This is a genomic window from Geomonas anaerohicana (assembly GCF_016458305.1).
Taxonomy (GTDB): Bacteria; Desulfobacterota; Desulfuromonadia; order Geobacterales; family Geobacteraceae; genus Geomonas; species Geomonas anaerohicana.
This window is the reverse complement of record NZ_JAEMHL010000002.1, coordinates 517,517-534,277: the sequence shown is the minus strand read 5'-3', so window position 1 is coordinate 534,277 and position 16,761 is coordinate 517,517. Positions and strand designations below refer to the sequence as shown.

The following is a 16,761-nucleotide window of genomic DNA, read 5'->3' as shown; positions in this document are numbered from 1 at the left end:
CTTAGCGTGCCTCAATGGAATTGTGCCAGCGAATAAAGTTCAGTAACCGCCAGACTTGGAAGGAAAAGGGAACCTCTCCCGACATGACGTTACTGCAGTAGGAGACCACGCCATCGGGGTTGAGACAGGGGACGGCAGGCGCGAGCTTCAACGCACGGCTCAGAAATTCTCCATGCTGGCGCAGCCAAGCCAATTCAGGGGTTGCAAATCCGATCTTGTCGCGCCGGTCAAGGATTGGATCAGGGACGATGCCGCGCATCGCAGCACGGAACACACGCTTACTCAGCCCGTCATCACCTATCAGATAATCTTCCGGTAAGGAGAGCAAAAGCTCGGCTAAATCTACGGTAAGGAAGGGAACCCTGCTTTCAATGGAATAGGCCATGGAATTTCGGTCTTCATACCGCAAAAGCGACAACAAACCGATGCCCACACTCTCTTGAAGGTTGCTGCGCAAATGCCCTTCACCCCGGCCATGGTACCAGGGGCAGTTAAGGTCCACGCCCCGTTCCTGGAACCAAGGAATGTTTGCCCACCCTGGCCGATCCGATTTTCCTACCAACTTACGCGCAAGAGGACGCACGAAGTCGGGCAACAGTTGCCCCAGCCCTCCTATCAAAACGGTGCCAAGGCTTCGATCGGGCCAAGAGCGCTGGGCCAAGAGGAAACGAACCGCCCTTACCATTTCCCCTTGGCTAACCATCGAGGCTAGGCGGGCACTCTGATAGGAGACATACCCCGCTAGTATTTCATCCGCGCCCTGCCCATCCAACATGACCTTGATTCCCGCCTCGTGCGCGGCCCGGAACACCCGGTGCTGGGCATAGATGCTCGTGCTCCCGAAGGGCTCTCCCTGGCACCTCATCAGTTGCTCCAGATCGGCGACCAAGTCGCCCGCGGACGGCCTAATAGGGTGGACAACGGCTCCAATATGCGAATTCACAAGGTCAACCCAGACCTCTTCGCTCAGACTTGCCTGATCGGCCAGGTAACTGAAGGTGTGGATCTCGTGGTCCGGATGCAAGTGTCTGATTGCACAGACAATGGCGGACGAGTCGATGCCACCCGACAGGGCACTCCCAACAGGAACATCACTTCGCAGGTGCCAGTTGATGTTTCTCAGGAACAGATGTCTCACCTGCTCCACAGCTTGGTCGAAGCTTAGGGTCGACACCGGGATCCTCTGTGGATCCCAGTATGGGATGAAGGAGGATTCTTGAAGATCTCCCCCCAGTGGCAGGACACCCCAATGCGCAGGCGGCACTTGGCGGATCCCCGCCAGCATCGTTTCATGGCCGTGATCGTTGACCCCGAAGCGGAGGTACAGCCATGTCCTTTGTGAGTCAAGTGATTTGTCCACGCCAGGTAATTTGAGCAGCGGGGCCGTTTCAGAGGAGAAAGCAATGCCGTCACGCCACGTACACACATACAGCGGTTTAATGCCGAACGGATCCCGAGCGAGCAACAGCGCGCCGGTCTCAGCGTCCAAAAGTGCAATAGCAAACATCCCCCTAAAGCGCGCGAGTGCTACCTCCGCCCCCCAGTGGATCAGTGACATCAGGACCACTTCAGTATCGGTCTTGGTGCGAAAGTTGACGCCGCTCTGCTGGAGTTCGGCGCGTAGTTCCACGAAGTTATAGACCTCACCGTTGAACACAATCCACCAGCGCCCGTCTTGGGATGCCATAGGTTGTTTCCCGGCAGCCGAGAGGTCAATAATGGAAAGTCGCCGATGCCCTAGCGCAATACGGCAGGTCCCTCGTGTTCCACGTGTCCCCCCCTCCGGCGTCCAATAAACCTCACCGCAGTCATCTGGACCACGGTGATGCAGAAGCTCAAGTGAAGAGCTCAGATCTTGCTCAGAGGGTTGTGAAGTAAGAATCCCGAATATCCCACACATGAATTAAATTCTCCGGACGGCTGTATCAAGAACTATAAAGTACACGACATTTCCAGCAATGCCTGCTACTGACAGCAGCCGAACATGTGTCTCCAGGTCGGTGCCGCTAGCAGCGATGACCGCGATTGCTGTGGCCAGAATAACACTACCGTCATAGATCCATTTAAGGTTTTGACGCTGCAATATCTGGAGAAGTGGGCTGAGTGGACTGACTACAAGGCAACTGGCGCCCCAAGCTGCAATCCATGGCACCAGCATCCCAGCGCGCAGCCAAGCCTGCCCGAATACAAAACCAAACAACTGGGGCACAAGCCAAAGCATCGGCACGAGCACAACGAGTGCAAGTCCGGCGGTGCGAGCCATCAGTCGCTGGTACAGGCGCTTCGCTGCACGGCGTTCGCCGGCGCGCACGTACTCTGCAAACCTGCTCCTAAAAACATCACCGACCGCCGCCCCGATATGCGTGTTAGGCAAGGTCGAGAATCTGGTGGCAACCGCATAGAGACCGGCTGCGCCGGAACCAAGGCGGTCGGCCACTATCAACAGGGGGATGGCCGCGGCAATCTGGTCCAGCACCTGGGAGGGAATTTCATAGAGCGGAAATCGCCTCCAGCGGCGTGCAGTCTTAATGAGGTCGGCCATACTAGAGGTACAGGCCAACTGTAAAGACGAGCGGAGTTGCCTCCCGCCAAGCCGTCTGATTGCTGCCCACGCTGCAACGAGTTCTGCGGCAAGAAGAGCCGGTATCCCCCAACCGAAGCTCCCGCCGGCAAGCCTGACCACGATGTTGGCAGAATTCCGCATGGCTCCAATGGTTGCCAGTACCGAAAACTCTCCCCCCCGGAGCCGCAAGGCACGGAAGACGGCGGTGAGGCCTAACCCGCAGACCACCGCGACTGCAAAGCAACCGGCCCATGGCGACAGGACACCAAGCCCAAAAAGTTTCTTGTAGGATAAAAGTGCTAGCAATAGGCCGGATAAAAAGGAAACCGTAATGGTCGACCATATTGAAAGCGCTACCAGCCTGTCTACCTCACCCAGGTCTTCGGGAACCATTAAAGCTCCGTCAAACCTCATACAGGCACAGGCAGAGGCCATTGTATAAAAGGTCACAAAGACGGAAAGCGAACCGATATCCTCTGGCGTGAACAGTCTGGTAACCAGGGGCATCGTCGCAACCGTCAATATTTGCGCAAACAGTGAACCGCCCATAAGCCAGGCAGAGGCGAGCCATAGACTCCTATGCTTTACTGCGGCTCCCCCATTTTCTGGTATCGGTTCGCCAGGTTCCATTGATGCTACGATATTGGAGTCGTTCACTGCTCGCTTTTCCTCAAGGTTGTCAAACTGCCGCGGCAAGTGCTCTCACGATGTCTCGACTTGCCGCCCCATGTCCGTACAGTCCGCCCTTTGCATTGACCATCTTGTCCTTCATGGCTGAAAACGCGGCCAGTATAACCGTGCATCTGGCCCCGGCAAGTACATTGTCCCCCTGCTGAACTAGTTCGACCCACTCTGTCTCGTCCCTCAGTGTCACGCAGGGTTTGCCGAAGAAGTAGGCCTCTTTCTGGAGACCGCCACTATCGGTAATCACGATCCTCGCGCCTTTCAAAAGCTCAATCATGTCGAAATAGCCGACCGGATCGATCGCGTCGAAATTGAGACGCGCGCCACACTGGGTGAGGATTTTACGCGTCCTGGGATGAAGCGGCAGTACAACTCGCATCTGCAGGGATATCTCATTCAGCGCCTCGACGATCTCCATCAACCGGTGCGGGTCGTCAGTGTTTTCCGCGCGGTGCACTGTACACAGAACAAACTGGCCACTTACCAGTCCGAGCTGCTGCGAGACGACTGCCATCCCGGAGGAGATAGTGCTGTAGTAAAGAGCGGCGTCTTGCATGACGTCGCCGGTCTTGAGCACCAAGGCTCCCTTTGAGGAGCTCTTCCCACCAGCAGGGACCTCAAACCCTTCTCTAATCAGGTTCTGAACGGCGGTGTCCGTGGGGCAGCAAAGAATGTCGGAGATGCGGTCGGTGAGGATACGGTTTATCTCTTCAGGCATCTTCATGTTGAAACTACGCAAACCCGCCTCTACGTGGACCACCTTGATGTGGAGTTTCTTGGCCGCGAGGGCTCCGGCAAGGGTAGAGTTGGTATCGCCGTATACCAGCACGAAATCGGGTTTTTCCTCGAGCAGTATCTCCTCGATTTTCTCCAGCATCCTACCGGTCATGGCACCATGCCCGACGGAGTTGATGGCCAGGTGGTAATGAGGAGGCGGAATCTCCATCTCTCTGAAAAAGATGTCGGACATATTCTCGTCGAAGTGCTGGCCTGTATGGACGATGACCTCCTGCAATACGGTGGTGGAATCCGGTTGTGCTGCGTTGTGCGCAGCGATGGCGCGACTCACCGCAGCGGCCTTGACGAATTGCGGACGCGCGCCAAGTACGGTGACTATTTTCACCGCAGCACCTCCTGAAGAGCGGCGGCGATGCGAACCAAGGTTTCCTCTTCGAGGTAAGGGTGCATCGGCAGGCTCATGACCCGGTCGCTTGCCGACTCCGAAACAGGGAAAGAGCAGCGCCCGAGCCCCAACTCGCCGAAGACCGGCTGCAGGTGCAGCGGCACCGGATAGTGCACGGCGGTGGGAATGCCAACCTCGGAAAGCCTCTTTTGAACCTCGTCCCTCTTCTCGACCTGCACCGTGTACTGCGCGTAAACCGAGGTGCTGCCCTGAGCCACTTCAGGCACTTGGCAGACATCCTTGAGGAGTTCACTGTACCTCGCACCGACCCTCCCCCTCGCCTTTACCTCCTCGGGGAAAACTTTCAGCTTTGCCAAAAGAATCGCGGCCTGCAGGGTGTCCAAGCGACCATTGATCCCGAGCCTTGGGTGGTGGTAGCGCCGGTCCTGTCCGTGGACCCTGATCTGACGCATACGAGTGGCGAATTCATCGTCATCCGTGAAGCAGGCTCCGCCGTCGCCGTAGCCACCAAGGGGTTTGGATGGGAAAAAACTGGTACAGCCAATGCTGGAAACTGCACAGGAGGTTTTTCCCTTGTAGGTGGCACCGAAACTCTGGCAGGCGTCTTCTACGACCGGGAGGCAGTGGCGTTTAGCCACCTCGTTGATTCGGTCAAAATCCGCACACTGACCATACAGGCTCACCGGAAGAATCGCCTTGGTCCGGGGGGTAATAGCTTGCTCGATCTTCGCAGGATCGAGATTGTAGGTCACGGGGTCAATATCCACGAAGACAGGCACGGCGCCTAGAAGCACGATCGTTTCACCGGTGGCGATGAAGGTGAAGGGAGAGGTAATCACCTCGTCCCCCGGCCCTATCTCAAGCGCCATCAGGGCAACGAGGAGCGCATCGGTGCCGCTTGCCACCGAGATGCAGTGCCTGACGCCGACATAGGCGGCTAATTCCTCTTCCAGCGCGCCGATCTCTGGTCCCATGATGTATTGTCCATGGGCGAGAACGGCCTTCATGCGTCGATCCAGATCCGGGAAAATCAACTGCTGCTGGGTCTTCAAGTCGATGAAATCAATTGCTCTCATTGCTGGCTCCCTTGAAGACGTCATAGAACTCCTTGCCTATCGCCATCTCCTCCGGAAGCGGCGCCTCCTCGTCAAGGTCAAGACATCGAAGTACTCCTGGCTCAACCTCTCGATAACGCAGTCCGCTCTCGGGGCACGTCATGGTCCCGCTGGCATCCGGGCTTTTCAGCAGATGTCCGTGGCGACTCATCCATCCCTTCTGGCGTGCCGGGACGCCGACCATCATGGCGTAGTCAGGGACGTCTTTCGCCACGACTGCACCGGCGGCAACAAAGCAGTAGCGCCCGAGGGTAATGCCGCATACGATGGTGGCGTTGGCACCTACCGAGGCTCCCCGCTTGACCAGGGTCCTCTCGTAGAGCGCACGACGCAACACTTGGCTGCGAGGGTTGGTGACGTTGGTGAGCACGCAGGAAGGCCCGAGGAAAACGTCGTCCTCGATGATGGTCCCCTCATAAATGGAGACGTTGTTCTGGACCTTTACATTCGAACCGATGCTGACACCAGGGGAGATAACACAATTCTGGCCGAAGCTGCAGCGCTCCCCTATGGTGGCACCGCTCATGACGTGACAGAAGTGCCATATCTTGCTGCCAGCTCCTACCTGAGCCCCTTCATCTACGTAGGATGACTGATGAACAAAGTAATCCATGCCCCCCCCAAATTGATCTTTATTTGCGGTCTAAAAACGGATGGGAGTTGCCACTGCTGACGACGGCCCTCGCATTTCGCAGCTCATAAACCAAGTTGATCGAAGCGCGGGCGTCTTCCATACCGAACCCGCGCCCAGCCAGGATCTCCTTGTAGACAACCGTGTGCAGGTCGGTGAACCCCTCGGAGAACTCAAACTCATCGCCATCGACCGTTATGGAACGGAAGGTGTTCTTGCCTGCGGCAAGCGCCTCAGAAGGTAGATCGTTGCGGTCCACGGAGAGGAACCAGCGGACGTTGGCTTTCTCCAGTTCCAGGAACCCTGCCATCTTGCGTTCATCCGCTAGGTGGACCTCATGATGCTTTACGCCCCCAAAAATCCACATGAGCATGTCGAAAAAGTGAACTCCTATATTGGAGGCCACACCACCCGACTTTTCACCGTTGCCCTTCCAGGATGTGAAATACCATCTGCCGCGGGAGGTTATATAGGTTAGGTCGATCTCGTACTTCTCTTTTTTGTTGGCCTTGGTGACTGCTTCCTTCAGGGCGACAATGGCGGGGTGCGTCCTCAGCTGCAGAATGTTGTGCACCTTCCGGCCGGTTTCGCGCTCGACCTCGAGGAGCGCGTCGAGGTTCCAAGGGTTCAGCACCAGCGGCTTTTCGCAAATGGCGTCGGCCCCGATGCGCATGGCAAAGCGTATGTGCGAGTCATGAAGGTAGTTGGGCGAACAGATACTCACATAGTGAATGCGCTTATCCTCTCCTTGACGACGCAGTTTCTCCGCATGGCGGTCGAATCTCTCAAATTCTGTGAAGAAAGCCACGTCGTACGTGTAGCTGTCAAGGATACCCACTGAATCTGACGGGTCTAAAGCCGCGACCAGAACATTTCCGGTGTCCCTGATGGCTTTCATGTGACGCGGTGCGATGTACCCACCAGCACCTATCATGGCGAAATTCTTCTGCGTGCGCATTTCGTTCTCTTCTACAATAGTGTCAGACATTCACCGCTCCTTTGTCACATGAACATTCAAACTCTATAACTCTATAACCGCCATACGCGAAATCCGGCCGTTGCCATGGCAGCGGGTGAAAACACCCCTTTTACATCAACCAGTACCGGGTTCTCACCCGAGAGTCGCTTCAGTTCATCGGCGGGGAACTGACGGTATGGCCTATGAGCTACAGCTACAATAACCGCAGCGGCAGGTCGCAGTTGCTCGTAAGGTGTCAGTTCGATGCCGTATTCGTGGGCGGCCTCCTGAGGATTGGCGAGTGGGTCGTGCACCTGTACCTTAACGCCATAATCTTCGAGTTCTTTGATAATATCGATGACCTTGGAATTACGCAGATCAGGACAGTCCTCTTTGAAGGTAAGGCCAAGGACGGTGACCGTCGTCCCTAGAATGCTGTGTCCCGCATGGATCATCTCCCTCACGGTACGCTGGGCAACGAATCTCCCCATGCCGTCATTGATACGACGCCCCGCCAAGATCACTTGGGGGATGTACCCAATCTTTTCGGCCTTGTGTGTCAGGTAGTACGGGTCGACGCCGATGCAATGCCCTCCTACAAGACCGGGGCTGAACTTGAGGAAGTTCCACTTTGTGCCAGCAGCGGCAAGCACCTCGCTGGTGTCAATGCCCATCCGATCGAAGATGAGCGCCAGTTCGTTCATGAGCGCGATGTTCAGATCTCTCTGGGTGTTCTCAATCACCTTTGCAGCCTCGGCCACCTTTATGCTACTCGCGCGGTGGACGCCTGCAGTAACCACCGACTCGTAGACCCGGGCCACTATCTCCAAGGTCCGCAGGTCCTGGCCTGAGACTATTTTCTTAATCTTGGTGAAGGTGTGCTCTTTGTCGCCGGGATTGATCCGTTCCGGGCTGTACCCTACAGTGAAATCGTTGCCGTTTTTCAGCCCGGAGACCCGCTCCAGAATGGGGATGCACTCTTCCTCGGTTACACCGGGATAAACTGTAGATTCGTACACCACGATATCGCCTTGCTTGAGCGCACGCCCCACCGTTTCTGAAGCCTTCAGCATGGGGCTTAGGTCCGGCTGGTTTGCTGCATCTACAGGGGTGGGTACGGCGATGATGTGAAAGTCAGCCAGTCGAAGATCATCAATTCGATCAGTGAGAAGGATATCAGCCGCCTCAAGGTCAGACGCAGATACCTCCTCCGTACGGTCAACACCGGCCTTGAGCTCTTCGATGCGGGCAGAATTTATATCAAACCCGACCGTCCTGGCAACCTTGCCGAATGCAACTGCCACAGGCAGACCAACGTATCCCAATCCAATAACAGAAATTGTTCTTTTCACTGAATCACCAAAGTGGAGCGTTCAATAGATTTAGCAGCGAGTGTAATCACAAGTTAAAGCATGCACAGAGCGAACACATAGCGCCCCGATGAATCTGGTTAATCTTACTTCAAGCAGAAGGCAAGTCGCTTGATACTTTCGAGCAATTTCCTGTCATCATCACACATTCGGCTCATCGATTCTTGAATAAATATGGCCACCAAAGATATAAATAACGCGACTATGGCTGAAGTCATGACAATTTGAGAGCGTTTCGGCCCGCTCTTTTTCATCGGCACGACAGCCTCATCGAGCACCTGGAAGGAACTTGAATCTTTTGCCTCATTTATCTTCGCCACTTCGTACTGCTTGGTGAGCTGTTCAAAGACTGCTTCCTGTGTTTTAAGCTCACGAAGCTTTCTCGTATATTCAAGACTCACACCGGGAACATTGCCAAGGGATGGAATCCCGCCACCGTTGCCGCCACTTCCCGATATGGCTTCGAGTTCACCCTTGAGTTGCTTGATGGCACTTACTGTTGCCTTCACATCGGGACTTTCCTCAGTTTGTTTGGTCCTAATAACAGCAAGCTGCACCTCCTTGCTCGCGAGTTCGCCTTTTAGACGGGCTATGCCCTCTATGGATGCCTTAGCCTGCGCATCAACCTGGACCACCTTATTGGCCTGCGAAAAAGCCTTAAGTGCATCTTCAGCTGCCTGAAGGTCGTTTTTGACCATGTTCAAGCGCTTTTCAAGGAAGATCCGCTCGGTGCTGGCTTTGGAGAGATTCAGTCTCACCGTCGTCTCACCAAGTTCCTTGACAAAAGCGTTAGCTAAAAGTGCAGAGCGTTTTGCGTCCTTGTCCTCAGCTGTAATGGAAATTATTCCGTCTTTTCCAGCCTGAATTCTGACTGCGCTGCTCACGAGGTTTCTTGCCTCTTCCTGCGTTTTCCCGAAAAATCCAGGCGAGATATCGGGGCGCCGTATGACGGCATCGGAAACAGAGCGACTTTTTAATATGCCGACGTAGAGATCACTCCCCCCGGTTACGCCGCCACTGGCTGCAAAAGCGGCTAGCCCCCCCGCCTGCCCCAGCAGTGCGGAAAGGCCGCCCCCCCCCTCCTTCTGAGGGGGCAATACCCTCGCAGTTGACGAGTAAATATTTGGAAGCAGCAAGCTGTAGATCACAGATGTAACTATGGCTAAACCGCATATCTTAAAGATCAGCATTTTGCGTTTAACAACGACATGCAAAAGCTCCAGTAGGTTGATTTCCTGTTCTTCCGTTTTGTGTTGTTTTTCCATATCCACCTTCGCCAAGGGCGTTGAGTCTATTTCAGCACCTGCCACGGTGCGTGTCTACTTACCCGCCGCGATTACCACACCAGCGGTCATTGCTATATTGCCGATAATCTGGGCAATATCCTTGATATTCCTAAGCCACGCGGTCTTCTCGTACTGGCGTGGCACGATTACGGTGTCACCGGAGTCCAGCTTCTTACTCCAGAACGAATTGTAGAACAGGAACTTAGAGGAGTTGACTTGGCTGATGACGGAGCCGTCAACCTTGACTACGTAGATGCTGTCAAGATCCGCGTCGCCGGTGGGACCGCCGACCTGTTGCAGATACCACTCTAGGTCGCGGCCACGCTGCGTGACGACTGTATTCTGGTTGTAGACGTCGCCGATCACGTTGACGCCACCGGGGTCGCTGGGGACGGTAAGCTGGTCGCCACCCTGCAGCTCCAGATCGTACGTGCTCCCCTTCAGGTCGCGCAGCGAGGTGATCTCCATGAGCACCCGACCTTCGGCTTTCTTGGTTTTCAGGATCTCGATACTACGCATGAGGTTATCCAAGGTAGCCTTAGAACTGGCGACCTCTTCGGCCGAAGCAGCCGTCTGGGAGACGTTGCTCTGCAGTTTGATGATCTGATCCTGCGCCTTGTCGAGAGCCTCGTCCATACGCTGCTGCTGCAGCTTGCGCGCGTTCTCGCGTGTGAACCTCGCCCCCTTCAAATAGGCGAGATCGGTGAAGCCGCCGGCGCGGGCGATGACGGAACTGAGCCGCTCTCCCTTGTAAATGGGATAGGTGCCGGGGAACATGACTTCGCCCTTCAAGGTAACGTAGCGCTCGGTGGCCTCCGCCCAGTTGGGGATGCGACGCACGGTGAGCTCGTCGAACGGCTCCAGCTTGATGTTTTCAGCGCCCCCTTTCAGTGCCTGCTCGAGGTTCACCGAAATGGAATAGGAGGTGACCGAACCGCTGTCGCGCTTGATCCTAGTGATTTCGGCGTTCCCCAGATAGGCGGACAGTTTCACGTTGCCCGCCTGCATGAGCAGGTCGCGAACGGTCATATTTTCAAGGTAGCGGACCAGGCCAGGCTTTTGCACCTCGCCGCTCACCTTGACGACGGGGGTCTCCTCCATCTGCTCGCGCGAGAAGATCTTCACCCGGTCGAACTCCTTGAGTTCGACGTCCTGGGCGGCATCGCCCTTCAAGGCTCCAGTGACGTCGAAGTAGACGATCTCGGGGTGCAGGTCCGGCGGGTAGAGGCGGATGATCTGGGCTGCCCCGCCGTGGTACTGGGGCAGGAGGTTGTCGCCCTGCAACAGCGAACTCACCTTCATGCCTGGCTTCAGGGCATAGTCGCCGGGACGCAGGACATGCCCCTCGAGCCGCACATAGCCGCGCAGCACGCTGTCTATGGGGAGGACGTTGACCAGGTCCAGGTCCTGCATCTTGATGGCGGAGGTCTGCTGCTCGGCGGCGACGCCACTGAGATCCAGGTTGAAGTCGTTGACGATCTTCTTGTCGTGCGCCTCGATGCGGTACAACTGGACTCTCTGCAGGTAGCCGGTAGGATTGACCCCGCCCCCCAGGGCAAAGAGGTCCTTGAGTGAACTGTCACCCTTGAGCTCGTAGATTCCCGGCCGCTTGACGTTGCCGACAATGCCGGCGACGCGGCCGATGACCGGGACCAGGATGGTGTCCCCAGGCTGCAGGCGGATATCTTTGCCTTTGTCACCCTTGAGGAAGAAATCGTAGAGATCGACCGTCTCCACCACCTTGCCGTTGCGGTTGATCTGGATGTTGCGCAGGCTGCCGTTTTTGGAGGGTCCACCGGCGGCGGAGAGTGCGCTGATCACCGTTGAGAGGGAGCTCACGTTGTAGTCACCCGGGGAAGCGACCTCCCCCACCACGTACACCTTGATCAGCCTCAGCTTGTCCAGGTTCACGTTAAGCTGGAAGTCCTTGTAAATGCGGGCAACGCTCGCCTTTAAAACTGCCGGCAGTTCGCCGTAAGCCACCCCGGCGACCTTTACCGCGCCCACCTTGGGGAGCACGATCTCGCCGCTGCGGTTCACCTCGAGTTTGTAGGTGCCGTTGATACTTCCCCAGAGCGTGACGACTAAGCGGTCTCCCGGGCCGACGAGATAGTCGGGCCCCACCGGAACGTCGGTCTGGGCCGCGAAGGTATCCTTGCCACGCTTGAAGAAGTTGTAGCCGAACTGGGTCAGTTGATCCCACCCGTAGGGCTGCGGCCGGGACTTGTCGATGATGAGCGGGTTTTCACCCATGGCCTGTTCCAATGCCGAGGGCTCCTGCACCGGTTGTCCCGACTTTTTGACAGGCGCCTTGGCCGTCTTTTTCTTTTCCTTCTTTTCTTTTTTCCCGGTCCTTTCCGATTTGTCCTTCATATCCCTGTCGTCGCGGATACTCTGGCGCTCCTTGCGCGACGTGCCGTCCGATATTTGTTTCTCTTCTTTGCCAGTCGCAGGATCAAAGAAGTCCCGCTCGTCCTTGCCGCCTGTCTCCCTCAGATCCTCGGCCTGCCCTTTGCGGTCTTTTGCGAACACAGCGTCGACGGTTTCGTCATCAGCATCGACTTCCCGGGTCGTGGACTTGCGGCGATAGCTCGATTGATCGCTGGCTTTGTCCCGCGGCACGTTGTCGTCATCGGCGTCATCGTGGGTGCTGAAGTAGTCGGAAGAAACATCGAGGGTGCCTTCTTCCTTTGATGCGGCTGGAGTAACGTTCGAGGAGGAATCCTCCGAATTGGAGGCGGAAAAGGCGGTTGCGATGGAAAGGAGTGTAAGCGTTACTACGAGAAGCAGGATTCTTTTCATGCTTGGTTGTACCTCTAACTGGAATCACGAGAGACGGCATATGAAAGGCACAAAACTTAACAAAGATTCGGTGCATCGTATATCATTTACTTGTTCAAATGTAAACCAAAACCTACTGAAAAATAACGGACATTCAGGCTCCAATCCGTGCGCCGACGTCTTAGCAGTTGGGTGGTTTGTTAATTAGGGCGGGAACAGCATTGGGGGATCAGGCAGTAGCTCACACCGAAAACACGAAGGAAATTCTTTGTGACATTACCGTGACTGCCCAACGGGCAGAGCCGATCACAACTGCACCCAATAAAACAAAAGGCATTACTAATGATCAGTCTCTAGTCTATACCACTTACACAGCGCATTGTAAATGCAAAAACAACGGAAGCCAAGCATCTCCAGTCAAGCCTTGAAAGACACTGTACCACTTTTTTGACACATGCTAGCTGAGCAGTTTTCATGCCCACTTTTCATGTATTACGCCTCAATAAATCGTAACCGTCAAGCAGGCGGACCAGCACCCTGGAAAGACTTTCCACCTTTTGTTCTCATTCCCAGACACTTACCGACGGAGACAGAGTGTATCAGAAATAAAATAGAAGGATACTAAGAGAGAGATTTTTTTCGTAGCAGTGGCATAGAGCATGAGGAAGGAAAGAAGAGTGAAATGCATTTGGAGAGGAAAGAGTGTCAAAGACTGAGCGAGTGACTGAAAATTGACATCATTATTCCAGCTCCGCCCTGATGGCCTCCTGGGAGGGAAAGTTCACCAGCACTCCCATCCCCTTCTTCTGGAAGACCACCATGCTGCCGACCGCTACGGCGGAGGCGCCCCCTTCCCTGACCACGGTGCCGATGTCCTTGACGCTCCCGGCACCGCCGTGGGCAATCACCGGCACGGTTACGGCCTGGGCCACGGCGTGCACGAGCTCGACGTCGAACCCCGCCCAGCTCCCCTCGCGGTCGATGGAGGTGAGCAGGATCTCCCCCGCCCCGAGCGCCTCGAGCTCCTGGGCCCACTCGACCGGGTTTCTCCCGGTGTTGCGCTTCCCCGCCTCGCTGTGCACCCGGTAGCGCCCGAGGAGGTCCTTCTTCACGTCGACCGAGGCGACCACGGACTGGTTCCCGAAGTGCTCGGCAAGCCTGGTCACGAACTGCGGCTGCTCCAGCGCGAAGGAGTTGAGCGCCACCTTCTCGAAGCCGATCTCGAAGATCGCCTTGGCTGTCTCGAAGTCGCGCACCCCGCCGCCGTAGCCAAGGGGCATGAAACACTCGTCGGCGATCTCGGAGAGGACCCTGAGGTTCGGGCTCCGCTTGTCGGGGGTGGCGGTTATGTCGAGGAAGAGCAGTTCGTCCACCTCCAGCTCGTTGAAGATGCGCACCGTGTTGCAGGGGTCCCCGACGTAGGTGAACTTCCCGAAGCGCACCGTCTTCACGAGGCTCTCGTTTCTCAGTAGAAGTACCGGTATGACTCTCGTTCTCAGCATCAAAGACTCGCAAAGTTCTTAAGGAGCTGCATCCCGAACCGGTGGCTCTTCTCCGGATGGAACTGGGCGCCGTAGATGTTGTCGTGCTGCAGGGCAGCGGTGAAGTCGAGGCCGTAATGGGCCGTGAGGATCTGGTCCTTTTCGTCGTCGACGCAGACGTAGTAGGAGTGCACGAAGTAGAAGCGAACCTCGCCGGCGAGCCCGCCGGTGAGGGGGCTGTCCCTGGTTACCTCGACCAGGTTCCACCCCATGTGGGGCACCTTGAGCCCCGGCAGCGCCGGGAAGCGCCTGGTCTGCGCGGCCACCCACCCAAGCCCCGGCCGGCTCCCCTCTTCGCTGGAGCGGGTCAGAAGCTGCATGCCGAGGCAGATCCCCAGAACCGGCACCCGCTCCACCAGAGCCTTTTGGTCGAGCACCTCCCTGAGGCCGCTCTCGTCGATGCGCAGCATGGCGTTGTCGAAGGCCCCCACCCCCGGCAGGAGGATCTTCTCGGCACGCGCTACCTGCTCCAGGTCGCCGGTGATGACGGCGGCGGCGCCGATGCGCTTGAACATGTTATGGATGGAACCCAGGTTCCCCATGCCGTAGTCGACTATGGTGATCATCTCTGCTCCGCGGCTGGAAAACAGTATTTGAGGTAGAAGCTCATGGGTACGAGGCTTGCCTTGGCCAGCACCGAGAAGAGCGGGCGCAGCGCCTCGAAGCGTTTCTTGTAGGTCGGGTAGTCCTGCCAGCACTTGGGCTCCTGGCGCATGACCCGCTGGTACTCGTCGTCGGAGAGGCGCAGCCGCTTCTTGAAGTAGGAAAGGAGTTCGTCCTCCACCTTGGGCGGCGTGTTGTACCGGGCCCAGGCCTCCTCGCGGGTGATGGTGCCGATGCGCGCCAGCGCCGAGAGGGTGTTGTTCCTGAAGTCGGCGCCGAACTTGCCCGGGGCGTAGATGCCGTGGAAGAAGGCGGTCATCCGGTTCTCCAGGTGGTGCCCCCCGTAGTAGACCCAGCCGTATTCCCGCTCCAGGAAGGCCCGCGCCTCCTCCTTGGAGTAGTTGATGTACCAGAAGGGCCGGATCTTCTTGATGCGGGCCACGCAGGACCACCACAGGAACCGCTCGAAGGTCATCAGGGGATAGGAGTGCATGGGCATGTTACCGAAGCGACGGTGGATGGAGCGGATGTACTCGCCGTCGAAGTAGTTCCTGCCCACCGGGGTGATCCCCTCGGTGACGAAGGAGTGCCCTTCCAGCACGTAGTGCACCCCGTACTTGTAGGCGGCGCGGTACATGGTCTCGGCGAGGGCCAGGTCGGTGGACGCCTCGATCTCGGCGACCCCGGCGTAGAAGAAGGCGCGGAAGATGTCGTCCGCCTCCTTGTTGTCGATGACGTGCGTGTACAGGTCCACGTCGAGTGCGCCCAGCACGTGGCGGATGTTCTGGGTGGCGATGGCGGAGTTCCAGGTGTTGTCGTAGTGGACCGCCAGCGGGCGCAGCCCCCACTTTTTGGCGAGGTAGACCATGTAGGAGGAGTCGGTCCCGCCGCTCACCCCGATCACGCAGTCGTACTGCTTGCCGTGCCCGGCCCGCTTGATCTCCTCGACGATGGCGGCGAACTTGCGCTCCCCCTCCGGGGTGCCGGTCCCGTACTGCTCCTTCAGGGTGTCCACCTGGTGGCAGTAGTTGCACACGCCATTTTCGTCGAAGCTTATCGATGCGACACGCTCGTCGTAAATGCAGCGCGAACAGATCCTTACCCCTGCCTTGTCGATCCTGCTATCGAGGAGCATCAAATACCACCGGTGCATGTTTGTCGTGCTGGCTGAACCATGTTGTTGCGGTGACCTCGGCGCCATCGGCGCTGACCTGCAATATCTCTATCGCCGTGTTGTTTCCGCAGGCGACCAGCACCTGCCCATCCAGAAGGGAGCAGATACCGGGGGTGCTGCCCTGCAGCACACCTGCGTCAGCAACCCTGGCGTGCCAGATGTGCAGCTTTTTTCCGTGATGGAAAGTGAAGGCCCCCGGATAAGGATGAGTCTGGGCCCGGACAAAGTTATATATCGACTGCGCCGGCTGATTCCAGTCAACCAGCCCGTCTTCCGGCCTGCGTTGGGGGAAGACCCTCCGCTTTGACTCGTCCTGCACTAGACGTTGCGCCGTGCCGCCAGCCACCCGGGGCAGACACCGAACCAGCAGGTCGAGCCCCAGCACCTCGATCCGGCCGTAAACAGTCGCTATGGTGTCTTCCGGCGTAATCTCAGTTGAGGCTTGGCCGAGCACCGGGCCGTTGTCCACACCATCGGCAAACTCGAACAAGGTGATGCCAGCTTCGGTTTCACCGTTGATAATGGCCCAGACCAGCGGCGCCCCGCCGCTGTAATCGGGAAGCAGGGATGCATGCAGCCCCACGGCCGGAGCCATGTCGCGCAGTATTCGGGGAACCATGTGATACCAGCCGACCACGACAAACAGTTCCGGCTGCCACGCCTTGACCTGGGCGACCAGCCCGGTCTCGGTCATCTTCGTTTGCATCACGTGGACGGGTATATCGTTGGCCGCCGCGAAGGTCTTGAGGTCCGCGTAAAGAACGTTGACCACCCCTTCCGGGGCATAGGAAATGGTGAAGCGCTCCTCGTTGGTGACCACACCCACCACCTCGATATTCTCCAGATGCAGAATGCGGTCGAGGCACTTAAAACCGAAACGGGAAGCGCCGACGAAGACAACCCTCATAGAC

At 57.1% G+C, this 16,761-nt stretch carries 13 protein-coding genes; all 13 read right to left on the bottom strand.

The genetic code is table 11. The features are described 5' to 3' along the window. Window position 1 precedes the first annotated feature (1 nt). Complete coding sequence (asnB, locus tag JFN91_RS05655; RefSeq protein WP_199388212.1) at window positions 2–1,900, bottom strand: asparagine synthase (glutamine-hydrolyzing); 1,899 nt, start codon at window positions 1,898–1,900, stop codon at window positions 2–4. A 3-nt stretch (window positions 1,901–1,903) separates the two neighbouring features. After that, on the bottom strand, window positions 1,904–3,112 hold the full coding sequence (locus tag JFN91_RS05650; RefSeq protein WP_268898688.1) for a lipopolysaccharide biosynthesis protein: 1,209 nt from the start codon (window positions 3,110–3,112) through the stop codon (window positions 1,904–1,906). Window positions 3,113–3,242: 130 nt separating this feature from the next. Then, entirely contained in the window at window positions 3,243–4,370 is a 1,128-nt protein-coding gene (gene wecB / locus JFN91_RS05645; RefSeq protein ID WP_199388210.1) for a non-hydrolyzing UDP-N-acetylglucosamine 2-epimerase, read from the bottom strand. After that, complete coding sequence (locus JFN91_RS05640; RefSeq protein ID WP_199388209.1) at window positions 4,367–5,467, bottom strand: DegT/DnrJ/EryC1/StrS family aminotransferase; 1,101 nt, start codon at window positions 5,465–5,467, stop codon at window positions 4,367–4,369. The genes wecB and JFN91_RS05640 overlap by 4 nt, the downstream gene beginning before the upstream one ends. Further along, the gene (locus JFN91_RS05635; protein WP_199388208.1) at window positions 5,454–6,119 is read right to left on the bottom strand and encodes an acyltransferase; all 666 of its coding nucleotides are present in this window, start codon (window positions 6,117–6,119) and stop codon (window positions 5,454–5,456) included. Before JFN91_RS05635 ends, JFN91_RS05640 begins: the two co-directional genes overlap by 14 nt. 19 nt (window positions 6,120–6,138) lie before the next feature. After that, complete coding sequence (locus tag JFN91_RS05630; protein ID WP_236014973.1) at window positions 6,139–7,125, bottom strand: Gfo/Idh/MocA family protein; 987 nt, start codon at window positions 7,123–7,125, stop codon at window positions 6,139–6,141. A 41-nt stretch (window positions 7,126–7,166) separates the two neighbouring features. Beyond that, window positions 7,167–8,447, bottom strand: coding sequence for a nucleotide sugar dehydrogenase (locus JFN91_RS05625; protein WP_199388207.1), 1,281 nt, complete (start codon window positions 8,445–8,447; stop codon window positions 7,167–7,169). Between the two features lie 104 nt (window positions 8,448–8,551). Then, window positions 8,552–9,730, bottom strand: a complete 1,179-nt coding sequence (locus JFN91_RS05620) for a GumC family protein (RefSeq protein WP_199388206.1) — start codon at window positions 9,728–9,730, stop codon at window positions 8,552–8,554. Window positions 9,731–9,784: 54 nt separating this feature from the next. After that, window positions 9,785–12,553, bottom strand: coding sequence for an SLBB domain-containing protein (locus JFN91_RS05615; RefSeq protein WP_199388205.1), 2,769 nt, complete (start codon window positions 12,551–12,553; stop codon window positions 9,785–9,787). 719 nt (window positions 12,554–13,272) lie between these two features. Further along, window positions 13,273–14,034, bottom strand: a complete 762-nt coding sequence (locus JFN91_RS05610) for an AglZ/HisF2 family acetamidino modification protein (protein WP_199388204.1) — start codon at window positions 14,032–14,034, stop codon at window positions 13,273–13,275. Then, complete coding sequence (gene hisH / locus JFN91_RS05605; protein ID WP_199388203.1) at window positions 14,034–14,639, bottom strand: imidazole glycerol phosphate synthase subunit HisH; 606 nt, start codon at window positions 14,637–14,639, stop codon at window positions 14,034–14,036. Before hisH ends, JFN91_RS05610 begins: the two co-directional genes overlap by 1 nt. After that, complete coding sequence (locus tag JFN91_RS05600; protein ID WP_199388202.1) at window positions 14,636–15,811, bottom strand: N-acetyl sugar amidotransferase; 1,176 nt, start codon at window positions 15,809–15,811, stop codon at window positions 14,636–14,638. Before JFN91_RS05600 ends, hisH begins: the two co-directional genes overlap by 4 nt. Further along, window positions 15,798–16,757 (bottom strand): methionyl-tRNA formyltransferase, encoded by a 960-nt coding sequence (locus JFN91_RS05595; protein WP_199388201.1) that lies wholly within the window; start codon window positions 16,755–16,757, stop codon window positions 15,798–15,800. The genes JFN91_RS05600 and JFN91_RS05595 overlap by 14 nt, the downstream gene beginning before the upstream one ends. Window positions 16,758–16,761 lie beyond the last annotated feature (4 nt).